Source organism: Roseovarius sp. EC-HK134 (genome assembly GCF_902498815.1).
GTDB classification, from domain to species: Bacteria; Pseudomonadota; Alphaproteobacteria; order Rhodobacterales; family Rhodobacteraceae; genus Roseovarius; species Roseovarius mucosus_A.
The window spans coordinates 1,897,646-1,918,224 of sequence record NZ_LR701544.1 but is presented as its reverse complement, the minus strand read 5'-3'; the positions used below and the strand labels follow the sequence as shown (position 1 = coordinate 1,918,224).

21 protein-coding genes are annotated in these 20,579 nt (G+C 63.8%); 9 read left to right on the top strand and 12 right to left on the bottom strand.

Going from position 1 to position 20,579, the window contains the following annotated elements; translation table 11 throughout:
* Positions 1-12: 12 nt before the first annotated feature.
* The 3 genes from GC127_RS13210 (at position 13) to GC127_RS13200 (ending at position 3,363) form a co-directional block, all read left to right on the top strand.
* Positions 13-1,182, top strand: a complete 1,170-nt coding sequence (locus GC127_RS13210) for a MalY/PatB family protein (RefSeq protein WP_151978542.1) — start codon at positions 13-15, stop codon at positions 1,180-1,182.
* A gap of 19 nt (positions 1,183-1,201) precedes the next feature.
* A complete protein-coding gene (locus tag GC127_RS13205) occupies positions 1,202-2,215 on the top strand; it encodes an NAD-dependent epimerase/dehydratase family protein (protein ID WP_151978540.1) in 1,014 nt (337 codons plus the stop codon).
* 104 nt (positions 2,216-2,319) lie between these two features.
* Complete coding sequence (locus tag GC127_RS13200; RefSeq protein WP_008279875.1) at positions 2,320-3,363, top strand: patatin-like phospholipase family protein; 1,044 nt, start codon at positions 2,320-2,322, stop codon at positions 3,361-3,363.
* Positions 3,364-3,384: 21 nt separating this feature from the next.
* Here GC127_RS13200 and GC127_RS13195 read toward each other — a convergent pair whose 3' ends face one another.
* Genes GC127_RS13195 through denD form a run of 8 tightly spaced genes read right to left on the bottom strand, consistent with a single transcriptional unit; the run spans position 3,385 to position 10,773 of the window.
* Entirely contained in the window at positions 3,385-4,152 is a 768-nt protein-coding gene (locus GC127_RS13195) for a hydroxypyruvate isomerase family protein (RefSeq protein WP_151978538.1), read from the bottom strand.
* The gene (otnC, locus tag GC127_RS13190; RefSeq protein ID WP_151978536.1) at positions 4,152-4,796 is read right to left on the bottom strand and encodes a 3-oxo-tetronate 4-phosphate decarboxylase; all 645 of its coding nucleotides are present in this window, start codon (positions 4,794-4,796) and stop codon (positions 4,152-4,154) included. Before otnC ends, GC127_RS13195 begins: the two co-directional genes overlap by 1 nt.
* Positions 4,793-6,034, bottom strand: a complete 1,242-nt coding sequence (otnK, locus tag GC127_RS13185) for a 3-oxo-tetronate kinase (RefSeq protein ID WP_151978534.1) — start codon at positions 6,032-6,034, stop codon at positions 4,793-4,795. The genes otnC and otnK overlap by 4 nt, the downstream gene beginning before the upstream one ends.
* Positions 6,034-6,924: an L-threonate dehydrogenase gene (gene ltnD, locus GC127_RS13180; RefSeq protein ID WP_151978532.1), complete on the bottom strand. Its 891-nt coding sequence runs from the start codon at positions 6,922-6,924 to the stop codon at positions 6,034-6,036. The genes otnK and ltnD overlap by 1 nt, the downstream gene beginning before the upstream one ends.
* On the bottom strand, positions 6,921-8,207 hold the full coding sequence (locus tag GC127_RS13175; RefSeq protein WP_008279869.1) for a TRAP transporter large permease: 1,287 nt from the start codon (positions 8,205-8,207) through the stop codon (positions 6,921-6,923). Before GC127_RS13175 ends, ltnD begins: the two co-directional genes overlap by 4 nt.
* A complete protein-coding gene (locus GC127_RS13170) occupies positions 8,204-8,704 on the bottom strand; it encodes a TRAP transporter small permease (protein WP_151978530.1) in 501 nt (166 codons plus the stop codon). Before GC127_RS13170 ends, GC127_RS13175 begins: the two co-directional genes overlap by 4 nt.
* A 60-nt stretch (positions 8,705-8,764) precedes the next feature.
* Positions 8,765-9,733, bottom strand: a complete 969-nt coding sequence (locus GC127_RS13165) for a TRAP transporter substrate-binding protein (protein ID WP_008279866.1) — start codon at positions 9,731-9,733, stop codon at positions 8,765-8,767.
* Between the two features lie 56 nt (positions 9,734-9,789).
* Complete coding sequence (gene denD / locus GC127_RS13160; protein WP_151978528.1) at positions 9,790-10,773, bottom strand: D-erythronate dehydrogenase; 984 nt, start codon at positions 10,771-10,773, stop codon at positions 9,790-9,792.
* Positions 10,774-11,243: 470 nt separating this feature from the next.
* Between denD and GC127_RS13155 the strand changes: the two genes are divergently transcribed.
* A complete protein-coding gene (locus GC127_RS13155) occupies positions 11,244-12,269 on the top strand; it encodes a LacI family DNA-binding transcriptional regulator (protein WP_151978526.1) in 1,026 nt (341 codons plus the stop codon).
* Between the two features lie 64 nt (positions 12,270-12,333).
* Positions 12,334-13,656, top strand: coding sequence for an AarF/ABC1/UbiB kinase family protein (locus GC127_RS13150; RefSeq protein ID WP_008279862.1), 1,323 nt, complete (start codon positions 12,334-12,336; stop codon positions 13,654-13,656).
* A 9-nt stretch (positions 13,657-13,665) separates the two neighbouring features.
* Here GC127_RS13150 and GC127_RS13145 read toward each other — a convergent pair whose 3' ends face one another.
* Positions 13,666-15,159 (bottom strand): S8 family serine peptidase, encoded by a 1,494-nt coding sequence (locus tag GC127_RS13145; RefSeq protein ID WP_254700101.1) that lies wholly within the window; start codon positions 15,157-15,159, stop codon positions 13,666-13,668.
* A 99-nt stretch (positions 15,160-15,258) separates the two neighbouring features.
* Here GC127_RS13145 and GC127_RS13140 point away from each other — a divergent pair, with 99 nt between their 5' ends.
* On the top strand, positions 15,259-15,765 hold the full coding sequence (locus GC127_RS13140; protein ID WP_151978524.1) for an RNA polymerase sigma factor: 507 nt from the start codon (positions 15,259-15,261) through the stop codon (positions 15,763-15,765).
* A 27-nt stretch (positions 15,766-15,792) separates the two neighbouring features.
* Positions 15,793-16,527, top strand: coding sequence for an anti-sigma factor (locus GC127_RS13135; RefSeq protein WP_081507894.1), 735 nt, complete (start codon positions 15,793-15,795; stop codon positions 16,525-16,527).
* A 24-nt stretch (positions 16,528-16,551) separates the two neighbouring features.
* Here the strand turns inward: GC127_RS13135 and GC127_RS13130 are convergent, their stop codons facing one another.
* Positions 16,552-17,439, bottom strand: coding sequence for a LysR family transcriptional regulator (locus GC127_RS13130; protein WP_008279858.1), 888 nt, complete (start codon positions 17,437-17,439; stop codon positions 16,552-16,554).
* 127 nt (positions 17,440-17,566) lie between these two features.
* Here GC127_RS13130 and GC127_RS13125 point away from each other — a divergent pair, with 127 nt between their 5' ends.
* A complete protein-coding gene (locus GC127_RS13125) occupies positions 17,567-18,163 on the top strand; it encodes an amino acid synthesis family protein (RefSeq protein WP_037297273.1) in 597 nt (198 codons plus the stop codon).
* Positions 18,164-18,958 carry an alpha/beta fold hydrolase gene (locus GC127_RS13120; RefSeq protein ID WP_151978522.1) on the top strand — a complete coding sequence of 265 codons (795 nt, stop codon included), beginning with the start codon at positions 18,164-18,166 and terminating at the stop codon, positions 18,956-18,958.
* 2 nt (positions 18,959-18,960) lie between these two features.
* Here GC127_RS13120 and GC127_RS13115 read toward each other — a convergent pair whose 3' ends face one another.
* Both GC127_RS13115 and acuI read right to left on the bottom strand, forming a co-directional pair.
* On the bottom strand, positions 18,961-19,476 hold the full coding sequence (locus GC127_RS13115; RefSeq protein ID WP_151978520.1) for a GNAT family N-acetyltransferase: 516 nt from the start codon (positions 19,474-19,476) through the stop codon (positions 18,961-18,963).
* A 53-nt stretch (positions 19,477-19,529) separates the two neighbouring features.
* The gene (acuI, locus tag GC127_RS13110; protein ID WP_008279854.1) at positions 19,530-20,522 is read right to left on the bottom strand and encodes an acryloyl-CoA reductase; all 993 of its coding nucleotides are present in this window, start codon (positions 20,520-20,522) and stop codon (positions 19,530-19,532) included.
* Positions 20,523-20,579 lie beyond the last annotated feature (57 nt).

Here is a 20,579-nt window from a genome sequence, read left to right as displayed (position 1 = left end):
CCGGAGACCCCTATGAATTTCGACGAGATCATCGACCGCCGCGGCACCCATTCCGACAAATGGGACATGATGCAGGCCAAATATGGCGTCTCGCCCGAGGATGGGATTCCGATGTGGGTGGCGGATATGGATTTCCGCCCGCCCGCCTGTGTTACAGAGGCGCTGATCGGCATGACGCAGCATGGCGTCTACGGCTATTATGGCGACGATGCCGCCTACCGCGCCGCGATCCAGTGGTGGATGCAGACACGCCACGGCTGGACGGTCGAGGCGGATGCGATCTTTACCACCCATGGCCTTGTGAATGGCACCTCGATGTGCATCGACACATGGACAGCACCGGGGGATGCGGTGGTGGTCTTCACCCCCGTCTACCACGCCTTTGCCCGTGTGATCCGTGCTGCGGGGCGCGAGGTGCGCGAATGTCCGCTCGTCAACACCGCAGGCCGCTACGAGATGGATTTCGACGCCTATGATGCGCTGATGACGGGCAATGAAAAAATGCTCATCCTCTGCTCGCCGCATAATCCCGGTGGCCGGGTCTGGACCAAGGCAGAACTTGAAGGCGTGGCCGATTTCGCCCGCCGCCATGACCTCATCCTCGTGTCGGATGAAATTCACCATGATCTTGTGATGCCCGGTCAGCGCCATACCGCCATGCCCCATATCGAGGGTATCGCTGACCGGCTGGTGATGATGACCGCCACCACCAAGACCTTCAACATTGCAGGCGCGCATCTGGGCAATGTGATCGTGCCCGATGCAAAGCTGCGCGCGCAGTTTGCCGCCCGCATGGGGGCGATGGGGATGTCGCCCAATTCCTTTGGTCTCTTCATGGCCGAGGCCGCCTATAGCCCCGAGGGCGCAGAATGGGTTGATGCGCTCTGCCTCTATCTCGATGGCAACCGGCAACTTTTTGAGGCTGGAATGCAGGCCATTCCCGGCGTGCGCGCCATGCCGCTCGAGGCCACCTATCTGACGTGGATCGACTTTGCCGGCACCGGCATGACGGCGGCAGAGTATACCGGCCGGGTCGAACGGGACGCGCGCGTTGTGGCCAACCACGGCCCGACCTTTGGCACCGGCGGCGAGAGCTTCCTTCGATTCAACATCGCCACACCGCGCGCCCGCGTCGCAGAGGCGGTCGCGCGTATTCAGACCGCCTTTGCCGATCTGCAATGAGCGTCCGGGGCGCGGGCCGATGAAGCGGGTTTTTATCACCGGCACCGCCGGGTTTATCGGCTATCATCTGGCAAACCTGCTGCTAGATGAGGGCATGGTGGTGCATGGCCTCGACGGCATGACCGACTATTACGACGTCCGCCTGAAACAGCGCCGCCACCAGATGCTGATGCAAAAGCCGGGGTTTGTCGCGACCGAGGCCATGCTAGAGGATCAGACAGCGGTGGACGCCGCGATTGACGCCTGCGCCCCTGACATCATCGTGCATCTCGCGGCGCAGGCAGGCGTGCGCTACAGCCTTGAAAATCCGCGCGCCTATATCGACGCCAATATCGTCGGCACCTTCAACATCATGGAAGCGGCCAAGCGCCATGCGGTGCGCCATCTCCTGATGGCCTCCACTTCTTCGGTTTACGGCGCGAATACCGACATGCCCTATGCCGAGACGATGAAGGCCGACAGCCCGATGACAATCTACGCCGCCACCAAAAAGGCGACCGAGGCCATGGGCCATGCCCATGCCCATCTGTGGAACCTGCCCACCACGATGTTTCGGTTCTTTACCGTCTATGGCCCATGGGGCCGCCCCGACATGGCCTATTTCAAATTCGTCGAGGCCATTCTGGCGGGTCGCCCCATCGACATCTACAATCACGGCGAGATGTATCGCGATTTCACCTATGTGGGTGATCTGGTGCGCGGTATCCGTCTGCTGATGGATGCCGCCCCCGTGCGCCCCATGACGCCCGAGGATATCGCCCCCGGTGACAGCCTCTCGCCCGTCGCCCCCTACCGGATCGTCAATATCGGCAATTCCGAAAAGGTGCGCCTCTTGGATTTCGTCGCCGCCATCGAAGACGCGCTAGAACGGCCCGCCATCCGCAACATGATGGAGATGCAAAAGGGCGATGTGCCCGCCACTTGGGCGGATGCCCGCCTGCTCGAAACACTGACCGGATACCGCCCGCAAACCAGCGTGCGCGACGGGATTGCCCAATTCGTGCGCTGGTATCGCAGCTATTATCAGGTCTGAGCGGGAATCTAAGGGCAGAGGGCGGCAAGGGCCATGGCGTCGCGCGACCGGCGCTGCTAGCGTGCGCCTGAACTCAGCCCCCCAATGACGGAGACAGCCCGCCCATGAGCAAGACCGGCAAACCGATCAATCTGGCGCTTCAGGGCGGTGGCGCGCATGGGGCCTTTAGCTGGGGCGTGCTGGACTACCTGCTCGAGGATGGGCGCCTGCATATCGCGGGGGTCTCTGGCACATCAGCCGGGGCCATGAACGCCGTGGCTTTGGCAGATGGCTTTACCCGCGCCGGGCCCGACGGCGCACGCGCGGCGCTTGACCACTTTTGGCGCAGCATGAGTGGCAGCGTCAAACATTCACCGATGCAACGCACGCCGCTGGACCGTCTGACCGGCAACTGGGGGCTGGAAAACAACCCGTTTTACCATTTCATGAACGCGCTCACTGGCGTTGCCTCGCCCTATCAACTCAACCCGATGAACATCAACCCGCTGCGCGATCTGGTAGAAGAAAGCATTGATTTCGAGATGGTGCGCAAATGCACGGCGTTCGAGCTCTTTGTCTCGGCCACCAATGTTGAAACGGGCCGGGTCAAGGTCTTTGCCCGCGAAGAATTGACCGCCGATATGGTGATGGCTTCGGCCTGCCTGCCGCAGATGTATCAGGCGGTCGAGATCGACGGCGTGCCCTATTGGGATGGCGGCTATATGGGCAACCCGTCGCTTTTCCCGCTCTATGGCAAGACTGGCACCGATGACATCGTGGTCATCCAGATCAACCCGATCGAGCGCAAAGGCGCACCGCGCTCGGCGCAGGAAATCCAGAACCGCCTGAACGAGATCAGCTTTAACGCGAGCCTGCTCAAGGAGCTGCGGGCCATTGATTTCGTGGACCGCCTGATTGCTCAGGACAAGCTCTCGACCGATCACTATCGCCCGGTCAAGGTGCATCTGATCGAGAATGAAGCAGCGCTGAAACCGATGGGGGCCTCGTCCAAGATGAATGTCGAATGGGCGTTTCTGACCCGCCTGCGCGACATCGGGCGCGAGACGGCAGCGGCATGGCTTGATGCGAATTACGACCATGTCGGCGTCAAAAGCACGGTGGACCTGCGCGCCATGTTTCAGGGCATCGGGGCCGAGCATCAGGGCTGAGAGGTGCTGCTGCGTGCAGTTTCAGGCGAACCGCGTCAACCATCCCAAACTTGCCTCTGTGCCCGCCTCACCGGGCCGGTACTCCGCCCCGAACGGCCCTGGCCAGCCGAGCGCCGCAATCTGCGGCAAAAGCCAGCCATAATCCACCTCGCCTTGGTCCGGCGCGCCACGGTCCGGCACGCCGGCAAACTGCACATGACCGATGATAGGCTGATAGCGGGCGAAGCGGCGCAGCAAATCCCCCCCCATGATCTGCAAATGATAGCAGTCGAACATCATCCGCAAATTGTCCCGCCTCAGCGCTGCGATGACAGAGGCAGCATGAGCCGTCGACGACAGGTGATACCCCGGCACATCGCGCTGATTGATGGGCTCGATCAGGATCATCAGCCCCACAGGCGCGGCCAGATCACAGGCATAGGCCAGATTGCTCCGAAATACCGCCTCTGCCTCTGCTCCGCCATCGGTGCATCCGGCCATGACATGCACAGCCCCTGCGCCAATGGCCTGCGCATAGTCCACCGCCTGCCGGATCGCTGCGCGGGCCTCGTCCTCGCGGCCTGCAACAGCAGCCAGCCCGAAATCGCCCGCCGCGCGGTCGCCCGGCCATGTGTTCAGCCCCAGCATCGGCAGCCCGGTTTCCTCCAATGCCGCGCGCACCTCATCTGCGGCAAAGTCATAAGGAAAATGGCATTCCACCGCCGCAAATCCCGCCCGCGCCGCGGCATGAATCGCCTCGGGCAAAGGCCGGTCGGTGAATAGAAACCCCAGATTGGCCGAAAACCGCATCAGTCCCAATCCACCTCGAATTTGCGCACCACCTGCGCGATCTGCCCGGCATCAAGCGGACGCGCCCCGGTGCCCCGCAAAATCAGCGCCAGCTTCGCGGTTTCCTCTAACTCTTCCATCGCGAACACCGCCGCCTCCAGATCCTTGGCCGCCACCACCGGGCCGTGATTGGCCAAAAGCACCGAGGCACGCCGCCCCGCCAACCCCCGGATCGCCTCGGCCATCGCGGCGTCGCCGGGCACATAGAAGGGCAAAAGCGCCACCTTACCCACCCGCATCACCGCATAGGCGGTAAGCGGCGGAATGGCATTGTCAGGATCCGTATCGGGCAGGATCGAGAGGGCGACGGAATGCGTGGAATGCAGATGCACCACTGCCCCCGCACTCTGCCGCGTCTCATAGAACGCCGCGTGCAGCGGCATTTCCTTGGTCGGCGGATCGCCCGAAATCAGCCGCCCGCCCGCGTCAAACCGGCTCAGCCGTGCCGGATCGAGCCGCCCCATGCTGACCCCCGTCGGCGTGACCAACAGCCCGCCATCCTCGGTCCGCACCGAGATATTGCCCGAGGCCCCGCCGGTCAGCCCCCGGTCAAACAGCGACTTGGCCCAGAAACACAGGTCTTCGCGCAGGCGGTTTTCGCTCATGTCGAGGTCTCCATCCTCTGCGCCGCTTCGATAAAGAAATCCGGCCCGCCGAAATTCCCCGATTTGAGCGCCAGCACAAGGTCATGCCCCGCCCGTATCACCGGCACGCCGGGGGCAATCTCGGGTCCGATCTCAAGCTCTTTCAATCCCAACGCTTCGACCACCGCGCCCGAAGTCTCGCCGCCTGCAGTCACAAGCCGTGTCACACCACGCGCCACCAATGCGCGCGCCAGTGCCGCAAAGAGCGCCTCAATGGCCCCCGCCACTGCCACAGCGCCGAACTGCGCCTGATCCTGCGCCACCCGTGCCGGATCGGCAGAGGAATAGATCATCGCAATCCCTTCCTGCGCAGCGGCCCAATCCGCCAGATCCTCCGCCGCAATCCGGCCCGCCATGACGTCAGCCGCAGAGATTTCCCGCGCCGGATGCGCGGTTGCATGCCGCGCCACCTGCCCGCGCGTGGCCTCGGAACAGGACCCGGACAGAACAACCACCGGACCAGACTGCCCGTGCCACGCACCAACCTTGCCCGCCAACTGCCCCCGCGCCCGAAAATTGTCAGGCAGGCCCATGGCGATCCCTGATCCCCCTGTGATCAGCGGCAACTCTGCCGCCACGTGGCCCAAGGCCACCAAATCCGCATCGCTGACCGCATCCGCGACAATCAACCGATGCTCCTGTGCCGCAAGGGCCGCCTTGATCGCCTCTGGCCCCTGCCGCACGATCTGAGCGTCCAGATGCCCGACCGTGCCGCGCACCTGTGCGCCCAGCCAGCGGCGAATATCAGGATCGGTCATCGGCGTCAGCGGATGATGCTGCATCCCGCTTTCGCTCAGCAGGCGATCCTTCACAAAGAGATGCCCTTGATAAACCGTCCGCCCCGCCCCCGGAAAGGCCGGGCAAAAGATCACCTGCCGCGCGCCCAAGGCATCGGCCAAGGCCTCGGCCACCGGGCCGATATTGCCCTCGGGCGTTGAATCAAACGTCGAGCAATATTTGAACAGGATTTGCTGGCAGCCCTGCGCGCGCAACCACTCTAGCGCCGCCAGCGCGTGCGCCACCGCCTCGGCCACAGGGATAGATCGGGATTTGAGCGCGACCACCCCCGCCTCAACCCCCGTATCGGCAGGCGCATCCGGCACACCCACATATTGCACCGTGCGCATGCCCGCCTTGGTCAGCGTATTGGCCAGATCACTTGATCCGGTGAAATCATCGCCGATACAGCCCAGCAGCATCAGGCGTCCCCCGGCAAGCGCAATCCGGCGCGGGCCGCGATGTGTTTGGTGATGGCCGCATCATCCTCGCGCCCCAATCCCGCGCCCGACGCCGCGCGATATTCCGCCAGCGCCGCCGCAACCAGCGGCAAAGGCAGGGCCACGCGCGCGGCCATCTCTGCCACGATACCCAGATCCTTGGGCCAGATGTCGATGGCCGAACGCGGGGCATAATCCGCCTCGATCACATGCGGCGCGCGGTTTTCGAACATCCACGAATTACCCGCTGAAACCTTGATCACCTCCAGCACACGGGCCAGATCCAGCCCCTGCGAGGTGGCAAGGCTTAGCGCCTCGCCCATGGCCGCGATATGCACGCCCGCAAGCAATTGATTGACCGCCTTCATCGCCGATCCCGGCCCGGCGCAATCGCCCAAGCGATGCACCGTTTCGGCCAATGCCGCCAAAACCGCATCGGCCCGGTCAAACGCCTCGGCCCGGCCTGACGCCATGATCGAGAGCCGCCCCTCGGCCGCCTTGACCGCCCCACCGGAAATCGGCGCATCCAGATAGAGCAGCCCCCGGCGCGAGGCCTCTTCTTCCATCTCGCGGGCAAACTCCGGCGCGACCGTGGCACAGCCAAGGATCACACCGCCCGCCTGCGCCCCTCCGGCCCAGCCTTGCGCCCCAAAGAGTGCATCGCGCGTCTGCGCGGCATTGAGCACAACACAAACCAGCACCGCCGCCTTGGGCGCACCTCGGTTCAGCGCGCACCCCCCCGCAGCAACCAGCAAATCGCGACGCCCCGCGTCCGGATCATGGCCATAAACCTCGAACCCCGCCCGCAGCGCCGATTGCGCCATGCCAAGGCCCATCGACCCCAGCCCAACAAAATGCACGATCTCTGTCATTGTCCCACCGAAAGAATGGTCTGCATCGGCCAGAGCGTAATGGCCGGAATATAGGTGATCAGCATCAAGGCCCCGAACACGGTCAGCACAAACCAGAAAAGATGCGGAATGACCTTTTCAATCGAGAGATTGGCCACTGCACAGGCCGCGAATAGATTGACGCCCAGCGGCGGCGTGATCATCCCCAGCGCCAGATTGACCACAAGGATCAGCCCGAAATGCACGGGATCAACCCCGTAAGACACGGCAATCGGGGCCAGAATTGGCGCCAGCACAAGGATCGCCGCCGAGGTCTCGATGAACATGCCCACCACCAGCAGCATCAGGTTCACCACCAAGAGAAACGCAAAGCGGCTCTCGAAAATATCCTTGAACCAAGCCGCGATTTCATTGGGCAAGCCCGAACGCGTGATGAGAAACGAGAAGAGCGCCGCCGCCGAAATGATGAGCATGATCGCTGCCGTCGCCAACACTGTCTTTTTCAGGATCTCGGGCAGGTCCGCAAACCGCAACTCGCGGTAGAACACCATGCCCACGATCACGGCGGCGGCCACCGCGGCGGCGCTCGCCTCGGTCGGCGTGAAAACGCCCGAATAAATGCCGCCCAAGATGACCACCGGCACGATCAACGCGGGCAAGGCAGACCAGAGCGCCGGGCCAACCCTTGGCCGGTCGCGCCCATCCTCAAGCCCGATACCCCGCACGCGGCACAGGATCAGGACCAGGGCCATCAGCGACCCCGCCACCAGAAACCCCGGTCCTATGCCTGCAAGGAACAACTGCCCAATCGAGGTATCCGTCGACACGCCATAAAGGATCAATGGAATCGACGGCGGAATAAGCACGCCCAGTTCGGCGGAACTCGCCTGAACCGAGGCCGCCATCGGCGCGGGGTATCCATGTTTCACCATCGCCGGTATCAGGATCGCACCAATCGCAAAGGTCGTTGCCACCGACGAGCCAGAGACCGAGGCGAACATCATGCACGTCAGCACGCAAGAGGCCGCAAGCCCGCCTTGGATACCGCCCACGATGGATTTCGCCAGTTCCACCAAACGATGCGAAATCCCCCCCGCCGACATGAGATTGCCCGCCAGAATAAAAAGCGGGATCGCCATCAGCGGAAAGCTGTCGATGCCCGTGAACATGCGCTGCGCCACCAACAGCAGCGGCAAGCGCCCATTGGCCTCGATCCCGATGACCGAAGCCAGACCAATCGCCACCGCAATCGGCACGCCAGCCAAAAAGAATATCGCAAGGGATAGCGCCAGTGCCGCGTTCATTGCAAATCCGCCGAGAACGCAACCGCGCCCTTTTGAACCGCCCGCAACATGCAACCCAGAATGGCCAAGAGAATAAACACCGACCCCACCGGCAGCGCCGCATAGACCCAAGCAATCGAGATTTCCAACGCCGCCAGCTTTTGCGACATGACCCGTTCGGTCATCGCCCAGCCTTGCCAAAAGAGAATGCAGAAAAACACCACCGACAAGCTCATCGACACTAGGTAAAGCGCAAAGCCCAGACGGGGCGGCAAGATCTTTTGCACGATTTCAACCGCGATCATCGCCCCCTCACGGAACGCCGGGGCCACGGCCAGAAACACGCACCAGATCATCGCCGAGCGCGTGATCACCTCGGACCATGTCGACGGGTGCCCGAACACAAACCGCGTCGTCACCTGATACAGCGCAAGACCGACCGCAATCAGCAAAAAGCCAATCGCCAACCGCAGGGCCAGTTGCGTGGTGATGGCCTCAAATCTCAGAAACAACGTCATGCGCGCCCTTCCGTCCGCCCCGGTGCGTGGGACGCACCGGGATCAGCTTCGTGCCTTGGATCACTCGACGGCCTTGATCCGTTCGATCATCTCGCCACCGTATTGATCCGTGTAGACGGAATACGAGGCCTGTTCCGCCAGCGCGGCAAAGGGGGCCTTGTCGATATCGGTGATCACCTCCATGCCGTTTTCCCGCAAAAGCGCAACACCCGCCTCTTCCAGCCGGTTGACCTCGGCGCGCGTCGCCGCTGCCGAGGCCTTGGCCGCCTCATCGAACCAGCCGCGCTGCTCTTCGGTCAGACCGTCCAGCAGAACCGGCGAGGCCAGAACAGCGGCAGGCGAATAGACATGCCCGGTGAGCGAGACATATTTCTGCACCTCCCAGAATTTCGACGCCGTGATCACCGTGACCGGGTTTTCCTGCCCGTCGACCACACCTTGTTGCAGGGCCGAAAACAGCTCGGGGAAGGCCATCGGCGTGGGGGCCGCGCCCATACCTTCGAACGCCGCCATATGCACCTTGTTCTCCATCGTGCGCAGCTTGAGCCCCGCCAGATCCTCGGGCGTGCGCACGGCGCGCTGCGAGTTGGTCACATGGCGAAACCCGTTCTCGGACCAGGCCAGCGCCACCAGATTATTCTTGCTGATCTCATCCAGCAATTCCTGCCCGATCTCGCCATCCAGCACAGTGCGGGCATGGTCATAGTCGCGAAACAGGAACGGCAGATCGAGCGCATAGACCTGCGGCACGAAATTCCCCAAAGGGCCGGTCGACGTGATGACCACATCCAGCGAGCCGATCTGCAAGCCTTCGATCATATCCCGCTCGCCGCCCAACTGCCCGGCGGGGGCCTGCTCGCCGGTAAAGGCACCACCCGACAATTCGGTCAGCGTGTCGATAAAGGCCTGCGCCCCCACCCCGTAATGCGACGTGGGCGACAGCGCATGCCCCACCACGATATTCTGTTGCGCCTCTGCCGCCGTGGCCAAACCCAGCGCGGCAAACGCTCCGAGTGCAAAATGTTTCATGTGATCCTCCTCCTTTGTTTTCGTTGGTTCAGTCCACCGGGGCCTCCCGCACCCCGTTAGCCTGTTGTCAGACTCTCCATATACTCGCGAACAATCTCGGCAAAATCCCGGTTGGGTGCAAATCCCAGCGCCTCGGCGCGTGGCGTTATGATCTGCCCCGGCCATGTGGTCACGATCCGCTCGATCGCGGCATCGGGCCGCTCTGTCACCCGCGCCGCCACCTCTGCGCCCGCCACGGCCTCTAGCGTGTCGAGCATCGCGCCCACTGTCACCGAAATCCCCGGCAAGGTGACCGTAGTCTCCAGCCCCAGATCGGCTTGCGCCAGCCCAATGGCGGTCAGCGTATAGTCAAGCGCCTTGGCAGGCGAGGCCAGATGCATCCGCAATCCGCGCCCCACCGGCAACTCGGCCGCAACACCGGCCAACGGCTCGCGGATGATCCCGCTGGCAAAGCCTGATGCGGCGCGGTTGGGCTTGCCCGCCCGCACCGCTATGGTCGGATAGCGCAGCGCGCGGCCCTTGATAAATCCCTTGCGGCTGGCATCACGCACCAGCAACTCGCCCATCAGCTTTTGCGTGCCATAAGAAGACAGCGGCGCAGGCAAGGTCTCTTCTGAAATCGTATCATTGTCGGCGCAGGAAAACACCGCGACCGACGAGGAAAAGACAAAGACCGGCGACTTGCGCAGGCTACGGCAGGCGTCGATCAGGGCAATCGTGGATTGCAGGTTAACGGCCATGCCCAGCGCGTAATCCTCTTCTGCCTGCCCCGAGACGACACCGGCCAGATGGATCACCAGTTCGGGCGCATCCTCGACAATCCGCGCAAGCACGTCGGCACTGTCCAAGGGGCCGGGCACCGCATGCACCCGTCGGCAGGACTGCGCCAGATCAGCCAACGGGGCCTCGGCAATATCGGTAGCCAGGATGGCCGCGATCCGGCGGTCCTGTCCGTCCACGATCAGGCTGTCACGCTCAGAAAGCGCGCGAACAACGCGCTGACCGATAAATCCCGCCGCTCCGGTAATCAGAATACGCACGCCAAATCCCCCTCGACCCAGACTGAACCAAGTTATGACAGCGCTGTCAACATGGTTCTAACCCACCGCCTCATTGCCGCAAGATCGGGGCGCGCGCCAATTTGCAAACGATAGCGATCTGGCCTGACAGGCACCTTGGCCCCTATCCCCAAGGTGCGGCCTCAAAGCGCCACAGGCACCGCCGCGCAGCACCCGCCTGCCCCTCGGACGGGCGCTGTAACTTCAAATCAAAACACTGATAATTATCATATATTTTCAGAAACGAAATGCCCGCCCACCAAATCACAGCGCCTATGCAACGGACGATCACCGCGCGGTTCATCGCTTGGGGTCAAGGTCTATTTCTGCCCGAACAGAACCTGCCCCGCCATTCCTCTCAGTCTCAAACATTAGGTGCCACCAGCCCCAAAAATCATTCCTCTGCTACAGATTCTCAATGACAGCGCCGTCATTTTGCGCAATCTGGGGATATGGACCCGAACGCGCCCGAACCCCCTGTCCGTCGGCCCACCCTCTCTCAGGTGGCCAAGGCCGCAGGCGTCAGCGAGATCACCGCCAGCCGCGCCTTGCGGGGCGGCAGCGCCGTGGCCAAATCCACCCGCCAAAAGGTCGAGCGCGCCGCACAGGCCCTAAACTACATGCCAAACCGCCTTGCCGGAACGCTCGCGGGCGGGGCGTCGCGCCAGATCGCGGTGGTCCTGCCCTCGCTCTCCAACATCGTCTTTGCCGATGTGCTCAAAGGGCTGGAGCGTCGGCTTGAGGATGATGGCTATCATCCGATCTTGGGCATTTCGCATTACGACGCCAGCCGCGAAGAACACCTGCTGCGCGATCTTTTGTCATGGAGGCCAGCAGGCCTCGTTCTTGCGCCCACCTCTGGCAACGCGGCCACGCGCGCACTCTTGCGTGCCGCCGAACTGCCCGTGGTCGAGGTGATGGATACAGACCCAGACCCCGCCGATCTGGCCGTGGGCTTTTCGCACCGCGCCGCAGGCCGCACCATGGCGCATTACCTGATCGGGCGCGGGTATCGCCGGATGGCCTATATCGGCCATGACATCGCCACAGATTTCCGCGCCCTTGCCCGGCTGGACGGCTTCAAGGATGCGCTAAGCGACGCGGGCCTCACCCTATCCGACACGCTTATCCTCGATGGTCCCTCCTCTGTGCCTTTGGGGCGAGAAGGGCTGGCCCGGTTGCTCAGCCAGAGTAAGGCAGCCCCCGATGCGGTCTTTTTCTCCAATGACGACATGGCTGTCGGTGGGGTCTTTCATTGTCAAACCGCAAGCCTCGCGCTGCCCCATGACATCGCCTTGGCCGGTTTCAACGGGCTGAGCATCGGGCAGGCATTGCCCACGCCGCTGACCACCATCGCCTCGAACCGCGAACATATCGGCTATGTCGCCGCCGACCACATCCTGCGCCGCCTCAAGGGCGAGGCCCCGCCCCGGATCACGCAAATTGACTTTCGCCTTGTACCCGGTGCCACGGCCTAAGGCTGGCAATCGCGCGCGCCCGCCCCATCTAGCCCCTCACCAAGGCTGAGCAGAGGCAGGCGGCATGACCGAACAGAACAATCAGACCCGCACCGCCCCCGTGCCCGGCCACCGCATTGGGCGCATGCTGCGGCTGGGTGGCATGACCACCGGCATCATGGGGGATATGCTGGCCGGTGGCCTGCGCCAGATGGCGCAGGGCCAGCGCCCGCATCTGCCCGGCCTCTTGCTCAGCCCCGCCACGGCCCGCCGCGTCACCCGCGATCTGGGTCAGATGCGGGGCGCTGCGATGAAACTGGGGCAGATGCTCTCGATGGATACAGGCCTTGTGCTGCCGCCCGAGATGACCGCAATCATGGCGGCATTGCGGGCCGAGGCCCCGCATATGCCACCCAAGCAGTTGCAATCCGTGCTCAACACCGCATGGGGCACAGGCTGGTATGGCCGGTTCAAGCGCTTTGATTTGCGCCCCTTCGCCGCCGCCTCTATCGGACAGGTCCACCGCGCCCAAACGCCCGATGGTCGCGATCTGGCCATCAAGGTGCAATATCCCGGCGTGCGCGCCAGCATCGACAGCGATATCGACAATCTGGCAACGCTCCTGCGCGTTCCGGGCCTTATCCCGCGCGAGATGGACCTTGCCCCGATGCTGCACGAGGCCAAGGCGCAACTGCATCAAGAGGCGGATTATATCGCAGAGGCCCGCCATCTGACGGCGTTTCAGACGCTTCTGTCTGGCTCAGATGCATTCCGCCTGCCCGAGCTGCACCCCGACCTCAGCACGCCCGAGGTGCTGGCCATGACCTATATCGACAGCCAACCCATAGACGCACTGACCGATGCGCCCCAAGATCTGCGCGATCACGTGGCGCAACAGTTGATCGACCTGACCTTGCGTGAACTGTTCGAGTTTGGCCTGATGCAGACCGATCCCAATCTGGCCAATTACCGCTTTGATCCCGCCACCGGGCGGATCGTGCTTTTGGATTTCGGGGCGGTGATGGCGATTGATCCGGCCCTCACCGAGGAGTTTCGCACCCTGCTCAACGCGGCACTGGACGAGGATGCCGCACGCACCCGCGCGGCCATGCTGCGTATCGGCTATTTCAGCGCCGCCACCGCCCCCCGGCATCAGGCCCTGATCCTCGAGATGTTCAACACCGCCATGGCCCCGCTGCGCCAAAGCACAGCGTTTGATTTCGGGGCCTCCGATCTGGTTCGCACCCTGCGCGACATGGGGATGGCCATGGGCTCAGAGCGTGAGTTGACGCATGTGCCGCCCCCCGCCACGATGTTCCTGCATCGCAAGATCGGCGGCATTTACCTTTTGGCCAGCAAATTGCGTGCCCGCGTCGCACTGCGCCCACTGCTTGAGCGCCACCGCTGAGAACGGTGCCTAGTCGGCCAGAACCGGCAAGATTGCCGCGTCTCCCAGCACCGGGCAACGCCCACCCAGATCCAGCAACCCATGGCCAAAGATGTCATCCACGCCCGGCGCGCCCAGATCGGCGGCGCTCTGGCTAAGCGCCGCGCGCAGCTCTGCCGGGGTCATCCCCGGATTGCCCTGTTGCCAGAGCGCCACCGCCGCCGTCACGTAGGGCACCGCAAAAGAGGTGCCGGTTTTCCACCGCGCCCCCTGAACCGACGCCGCAGTCCAGACCTCGACCCCCGGTGCCGCCAGATCCACATGCGGCCCCCGCCCGGCGCGGCGATAGATCCCCCCGGCCTTGTCCACCGCTGTCACGGCAATCACGCTGTCATAGGCGGCGGGATAGGCGGGCGGCGCGTTTGGCCCGCCATTCCCCGCCGCTGCCACCACAACGACAGTCTGCGCCGCCTCAAGCGCTGCCAAAGTCTCTTGCAAAACGCTGTTGGGCGGCCCCGCAAGGCTGAGGTTAATCACCGTAGCCCCGGCCCCGACCAGCTGATCAAGGCCCCGTACCAGCGTAAAGGCATCGGCGCGCTCATCCCCAGACTCCTTGTGAAACGCATCCACCGCCACCAGCGGCACCCCCGGCAAGAGCCCCGGCGCACGGGAGGCCGGATCGCCCACCAGCAGCGCCGCCACCGCCGTGCCATGAATGGCACTCGAGGCATTGTAATCCTCAGGTGCCACCCGCGTCAGTGCCACCTGCGCCCCCGCAAGCGCGCTGTGATCGGTGTTGATTCCAGTGTCGATCATCCCGATCGTCACCGGCGCACCGCATCCCTGCGGCCCCAGAGGGTTGGGCCAGTCAATCAGGGCCCGCGCCGGACAATGCAGCCCCTCACAAGGCAGGGGATCACTGGTCTCCTCATCCGGCGCGCGGCTTTCCTCGGCTTCGACCCGGTAATAATGGTTGAAATCCGCCGTCTCGCCGGTGGGCAGCGCCTGCACCGCCGCCCGCGCCTCGTCCAGCGTGGTGCCCTCTGGCACCGAAAGGCGTTGGATGTTCACACCAAGGCTAACCAGGTCAATGCGGTCAATAATGCCATAGCCCTGCGCCACCAAAGCGGCGGCATCCGCATCATTCAGCCCGCGCGCGATGATTTCGTTGGGGGCTTCGGTTGGGCGTGGCGCTGCACGGGGGGCTTGGGCGCGGGCGGCCTGCAGCGCAGGTTCTGGCAACGCGCCCCGAAAGAGCGCACGCAGATTGCGGCGATAGTCGCGAAGCGTGGTCTCACCCGTTCCAATCCCGCCAGACTTGCCACCGCTTCGGCTGCCACTGCTGCTGCTACTGCTGCTGCTCCCGTCATCCCCATCATCCCCGTCGCCGTCGCCGTCACCATCACCGCCGTCGCCGTCATCGGCCCAAGCCATCGAAGCAGAAAAGCCCCCCTCAGGCCAAGGTCCAAGAGGCACAAGCCCAAGGATCAGAACCCAGACCAGTATCGCTCGTAACACGCGCACGGAATTTCCCCTCTTGTCGCCTTGCCTCAACATGCCATGTTACACAAAACGCTGTAACCCCGGTTTTATTCCCGCCCCCGTTTCAAAGGCCGCGCCGCAATGCCAGACAAGTTTACCGAGGATGTCGTGGCCTTGCTGCCTGCCCTCAAACGCTTTGCCCTCTCGCTCTGCCGTCGGGGCGATCTGGCCGATGATCTGGTGCAGATCACCGCCGAACGGGCGTTTCGCGCCCGCGACCGGTTTGACCCCGCGACCCAATTGCAACCCTGGCTCTTTCGCATCCTGCGCAATGCCTGGATCGACACGCTGCGCCGCGATGCCACCCGTGGCGAGGTAGTGGACATCCACGAAAGCCCCCAGCCCGATCCCGTGGACAGCGCCGCCCAAACCGATGATCGCCTGACCCTGAACGCCGTGCGTCGCGCGATGGAGGATTTGCCCAACGACCAGCGGCAGGTCTTGCACCTCGTCTGCATCGAAGGGCTCAGCTATGCCGAAACCGCCGCCACTCTCGAGATTCCCCAAGGCACCGTGATGAGCCGCCTCAGTCGGGCGCGCTTAGCGCTTGCAAAATCCGTGGGAATAGATCGAGACCCCAGCCGTTAACCCCGTGTCAGGGGAAGGATCACACCGATGCAGATGGATGACGACAGATTGATGGCCCTCGCCGATGGCGAGATCACCGGCAGCGAAGCCGAGGCGTTGCACGACCGCATCGCCGCAGACCCGGACTTGGCCGAGCGCTATGCGCTCTTTGTCGAGACCGCGGAATTGGCACGCCAAGCGATGCAGGACCTGCCCGAGGCGCAGGTTTCCGACGCGCTCGTCGCACGCATCCGCGCGATGGGCGCGGCCAGCGCCCCACCAGAGGCCTCTAACGTGGTGCCCCTTCGCACCGCGCCAGCGCCCGCCGCGCCAACCCGCTGGCAGCCGATGGCACTCGCCGCCAGTCTTGCGCTTGCCGTGGGTCTGGGCGCGGGGCTGATGCTGTCAAACGGGGCTGAAACGCCGGTTGGTGCGCCCTTCAGCACCGCCCTGACCGAACATTTGGACAGCCTGCCTTCGGGCAATGCCGCGCAACTGCCCGATGGCACCGCCCTGACGGTGGTCGCCTCCTTCACCGATGCCGCAGGCCAGTTCTGCCGGGAATATGAGGCGGCAACGCCCGGACGCGGTGGCTTTGTCGCCGTCGCCTGCCGCGAGGATGCCGGATGGCAGCTGCAATTTGCCATGGCGCAAGCCGGTAACGCAGGGGCCGAGGCCGGATATGCCCCCGCCTCCGCGCTCGAAACGCTTGATGCCTATTTCACCGCCACCGGCGCAGGCCAGCCGATGACCCCGGACCAAGAGCGCGGCTTTCTGCGGTAAGGGGGCTGCGGGGCGCAAGGCACCCTAACCCGGAATGACAAACCGCCGGTCCGGATGCTCCAGCCAATCCGCAGATCGCGCCCTCAGCGCGCCCACCAAGGGCGCGAACCAATCCCAATTGGCCGCCGCACTGTCATTCACCACCAGCATCTTCTTGCGGCTATAGATCGGGGCCTCGCGCAACTCAAAAAGCCGCCCCTCCGACACCAGTGGTGCCGCCAGCGCACGCGGCAGATAGGCCGAGCCCCCCCGCTCCAGCAGGAATTGCAGCGCCCAAAACGAACTGTCAAAACTCACCCGCGCGATTCCGGCATCGTGATACGTCTCGCCATGGGCGCGGCGATACTCTTCGCCATGATCCACGAAAATATACTTGGGATCAGCCCGGATCGAGGTCACTTCGCGGTCAGAATAGAGCACCAATTCCTCGGGCGGCAACGCATGCGCGGTCTGATTGCCCCGCGCCGAGGCCCCATAGGTCAGGATCACATCCACCAGCCCCGCCGCCAGCCAATCCTCCAACTCACGCCCGCCGCCCTGCTGCACCGACACCGCCATATCAGGATGGCCCTGCACCACCCCGTCAAAAAACGCCCGCCCCGGCCCGTGCCACAACTCGCGGTCACAGCCAAAGGTGCAGACCGAACTCAACCCCGCAGGCAGGCCCGTTTCATAGCGCGCCTGCCGCCAAAGCCCGGTCATGATCCGCGCATAGCGCAACAGCTTGGTGCCTGCAGGCGTCAGCGTCGTGCCCGATTTCTGCCGATTGAGAAGCTGTTGGCCCAACTCCTCCTCCAGCGATTTGAGCCGCGCCGTCACCGTTGATTGCGTCACGTTCAGCTTTTGCGACGCCCGCACCAGATTGCCGGTCTCGACAATGGCCAGAAACGTCTGCAGGGCGGTGATGTTCATAGGGGTGCGCTCTCAATTCGAATTTCCCGCATATTTGCAGCAAAACAATTCGTTTTCAAGAATGCTGCTTTTGTGCGAATTTCCCCCGACCCGCCGCCTCGGCACCCCAGAACACGCAGGACAGACCATGACCCTAGAGCTTCGCCGCAGCCTTACCCTCGTGCAACGCACCCACCGCGAAGGCGGCAAGGACGTCGCCGACCCCACGCTGCTGGTCGCCGCCCTGGCGATCATTCGCAACCCGTGGTTCGGGCGCGGCCATGTCGAGGATCTCGGCCCCGAAATCCGCGATCAAGGCCCGGTTCTTGGCCGCCTGCTGACCGACATGATCCTTGATGTCACCGGCGACCGGCTTGAGGGATATGGCAAGGCCAGCGTCGTGGGTATGGGTGGCGAATTGGAACATGCCATGGCCCTCACCCATACGCTTTGGTTCGGCAACCAGTTCCGCGATGCGGTCAAGGCCAAGACCTATCTCGCGTTTACAAACACGCGCGGTGCCGCAGGCGCAGCGCTGATGATCCCGCTGATGGACAAGGACGACGCCGGGCGGCGTTCGCATTACCAGACCATCCACACCGTTGTGCCGGACGCGCCCGCCGAGGATGAAATCATCCTCGCCCTTGGCGCCTCGGTGGGCGGTCATCCGCATCACCGCATCGGCAACCGCTACGAAGATCTGCGCGAGATGGGCCATGATGTCGACAATCCGGCGGGGGTCTGAATGACCATGACACCCGAGGGCACGGCCTATGACCTGACCGGGCCTTTGGATGCACCTCACGTGGTGCTGATCCACGGCCTCGGCCTCTCGCGGAACAGCACATGGGGGGTGATCGCCCCTCTGCTTGCCCGACACTTTCGCGTGCTTTGCTACGATCTGCCCGGCCACGGTCAAAGCACGCCGCACCCTGGCCCGCTTACCCTCACCGCGCTCTCAACCCAACTCATCTCCTTGATGGACCGGCTCGACATTCCGCGCGCGGCCCTCGTGGGGTTTTCGCTGGGGGGCATGATCAACCGGCGCGCAGCGCTTGATCATCCTGCCCGCGTGACCGCCCTCGCGATTCTCAATTCCCCCCACGAACGCGCCCCCGATCTTCAGGCGCGGGTCGCGGCGCAGGCGCGGGATGCCGCTGCGGGCGGTCCGGCGGCCACGATCGACGCCGCGTTGGACCGCTGGTTCACCCCAGAGTTTCGCGCGGAAACCCCCGCCAAGGTAGACGCCATCCGCCAGACCGTGCTCGCCACCGATCCCGCCAGCTATGCGGCGCATCGGTTGGTGCTGGCAGAGGGCGTGACCGAATTGATCCGGCCCCAGCCACCTCTGACACCGCCCGCGCTTGTCATGACTTGCGAGAATGACAGTGGCTCGACACCTGCCATGGCCGAGGCGATCGCGTCAGAGATCGCAGGCAGCCAGAGCCATATCCACCCCGCCCTGCGCCACCTCGGACTGATTGAGGCGCCACAGGCTTTCGCGGGCAGGCTCACGCAATTCCTAAGCCGACATGCCTGAGCTTAGTCAGCCGCGTCGCCCAGCCATTTATACATGACGCGCGCATCCACCAGACCGGCCTCAGGATGGCGAAAGGCCCGTGGCAAATGGCCGACTGTGTCAAACCCAAGGCTCTGCCAAAGCGCAATCGCGCCCCGGTTGGTTTCGACCACGAAATTGAACTGCATCGCCAGATAGCCCAATTCGCGGGCCTCGTCCTGCGAATGCACACACATGGCCCGCGCAATACCCTGCCCGCGCGCGGCCTCAGAAACCATATAGCCTGCGTTGCACACATGCGCCCCGCCACCGGCCTGATTTGTCTTGAGATAATAGGTGCCCAGCACCTCGCCACCGCGCTCAGCCACATAGGTGGCGCGCGGCACCTCCATCCAGAGAGAACGCACCGCCTCGCGGGTCAGCCCCGGTTCGATGGCATAGGTATCGCCTGCCCGGATCACATCCCGCAGGATGGGCCAGAGCGCTGCGAAATCCGCCTCGCGCGCCAGCCTGATGATGATACCCGCCTGATCTGTCATACCATACTCCCCCGCCCGCCATGGCTAGCGGCGGGCGCAGGGTTTGGCAAGCCTCAGCCGTTCAGATCAACCACAACCCGGCCCTTGACTTGCCCTTTCAGGATATCTGCTCCCAGACGCGGCAAATCCTCCAGCGTGGCGGGCGTGATCATCGCCTCCAGCTTGTCCATCGGCAAATCCCGCGCGATCCGCTCCCAGGCGCGGACCCGGTTGGCATAGGGCTGCATCACGCTGTCGATGCCCAACAGGTTGACGCCGCGCAACAGAAACGGAATGACCGTCGCTGGCAGGCCCGCGCCCCCCGCCAAACCCACGGCTGCAACGCTTGCGCCGTATTTCATCTGGCCCAACACCCGCGCCAGCATGGCCCCGCCCACGGCATCGACGCAGCCGGTCCAGTTCTCGCTCTCCAACGGTCGCTTGACGGTCTCCGCCAGGTCCTCACGCGGCACGATGCGGCTGGCCCCGAGCCCACGCAGGTAGCCTTCTTGCTCAGGGCGTCCGGTCACGGCAGCCACCTCATGCCCGAGATGCGCCAGAATGGCCGTGGCCACAGATCCCACACCACCTGCGGCACCTGTGACCAGCACTTCGCCATGCCCCGGTTTCAGCCCGTGATCCTCAAGCGCCATCACCGCCAACATGGCGGTAAAGCCTGCGGTGCCCACCGCCATCGCCGCGCGGGTATCCAACCCCTCGGGCAGCGGCACCAGCCAATCGGCGCGCACCCGCGCCTTCTGCGCATATCCGCCCCAATGCGCCTCGCCCACGCGCCAGCCGGTTAAAACCACACGGTCACCGGGCTTGTAGCGCGCATCATCACTCGCCTCGACCGTGCCGGCAAAATCAATCCCCGGCACATGCGGATAGGACCGCACCAAACCGCCGCCCGGCCCGATGCAGAGCCCGTCCTTGTAGTTCACCGTGGAATATTCGACCGCAACCGTCACCTCGGCCTCGGGCAGATCCGCAAGCGTCAACTCTTTGACGCCTGCCGATGTCTTGCCGCTCTCCGCGTCTTTCTCGACGACCAATGCCTTGAACATCTCTCTCTCCTTCTTTCTGCAAGGCGCGCGCGCCTCGCTTCATCTGGCAAAAAATAC

Excerpts from the sequence above, each read along its gene's own strand:
- GC127_RS13210 (WP_151978542.1), top strand. The coding sequence starts at position 13 with ATGAATTTCGACGAGATCATCGACCGCCGCGGCACCCATTCCGACAAA.
- GC127_RS13205 (WP_151978540.1), top strand. The coding sequence starts at position 1,202 with ATGAAGCGGGTTTTTATCACCGGCACCGCCGGGTTTATCGGCTATCAT.
- GC127_RS13200 (WP_008279875.1), top strand. The coding sequence starts at position 2,320 with ATGAGCAAGACCGGCAAACCGATCAATCTGGCGCTTCAGGGCGGTGGC.
- GC127_RS13195 (WP_151978538.1), bottom strand. The coding sequence starts at position 4,152 with ATGCGGTTTTCGGCCAATCTGGGGTTTCTATTCACCGACCGGCCTTTG.
- otnC (WP_151978536.1), bottom strand. The coding sequence starts at position 4,796 with ATGAGCGAAAACCGCCTGCGCGAAGACCTGTGTTTCTGGGCCAAGTCG.
- otnK (WP_151978534.1), bottom strand. The coding sequence starts at position 6,034 with ATGCTGCTGGGCTGTATCGGCGATGATTTCACCGGATCAAGTGATCTG.
- ltnD (WP_151978532.1), bottom strand. The coding sequence starts at position 6,924 with ATGACAGAGATCGTGCATTTTGTTGGGCTGGGGTCGATGGGCCTTGGC.
- GC127_RS13175 (WP_008279869.1), bottom strand. The coding sequence starts at position 8,207 with ATGAACGCGGCACTGGCGCTATCCCTTGCGATATTCTTTTTGGCTGGC.
- GC127_RS13170 (WP_151978530.1), bottom strand. The coding sequence starts at position 8,704 with ATGACGTTGTTTCTGAGATTTGAGGCCATCACCACGCAACTGGCCCTG.
- GC127_RS13165 (WP_008279866.1), bottom strand. The coding sequence starts at position 9,733 with ATGAAACATTTTGCACTCGGAGCGTTTGCCGCGCTGGGTTTGGCCACG.
- GC127_RS13155 (WP_151978526.1), top strand. The coding sequence starts at position 11,244 with ATGGACCCGAACGCGCCCGAACCCCCTGTCCGTCGGCCCACCCTCTCT.
- GC127_RS13150 (WP_008279862.1), top strand. The coding sequence starts at position 12,334 with ATGACCGAACAGAACAATCAGACCCGCACCGCCCCCGTGCCCGGCCAC.
- GC127_RS13140 (WP_151978524.1), top strand. The coding sequence starts at position 15,259 with ATGCCAGACAAGTTTACCGAGGATGTCGTGGCCTTGCTGCCTGCCCTC.
- GC127_RS13135 (WP_081507894.1), top strand. The coding sequence starts at position 15,793 with ATGCAGATGGATGACGACAGATTGATGGCCCTCGCCGATGGCGAGATC.
- GC127_RS13130 (WP_008279858.1), bottom strand. The coding sequence starts at position 17,439 with ATGAACATCACCGCCCTGCAGACGTTTCTGGCCATTGTCGAGACCGGC.
- GC127_RS13125 (WP_037297273.1), top strand. The coding sequence starts at position 17,567 with ATGACCCTAGAGCTTCGCCGCAGCCTTACCCTCGTGCAACGCACCCAC.
- GC127_RS13120 (WP_151978522.1), top strand. The coding sequence starts at position 18,164 with ATGACCATGACACCCGAGGGCACGGCCTATGACCTGACCGGGCCTTTG.
- GC127_RS13115 (WP_151978520.1), bottom strand. The coding sequence starts at position 19,476 with ATGACAGATCAGGCGGGTATCATCATCAGGCTGGCGCGCGAGGCGGAT.
- acuI (WP_008279854.1), bottom strand. The coding sequence starts at position 20,522 with ATGTTCAAGGCATTGGTCGTCGAGAAAGACGCGGAGAGCGGCAAGACA.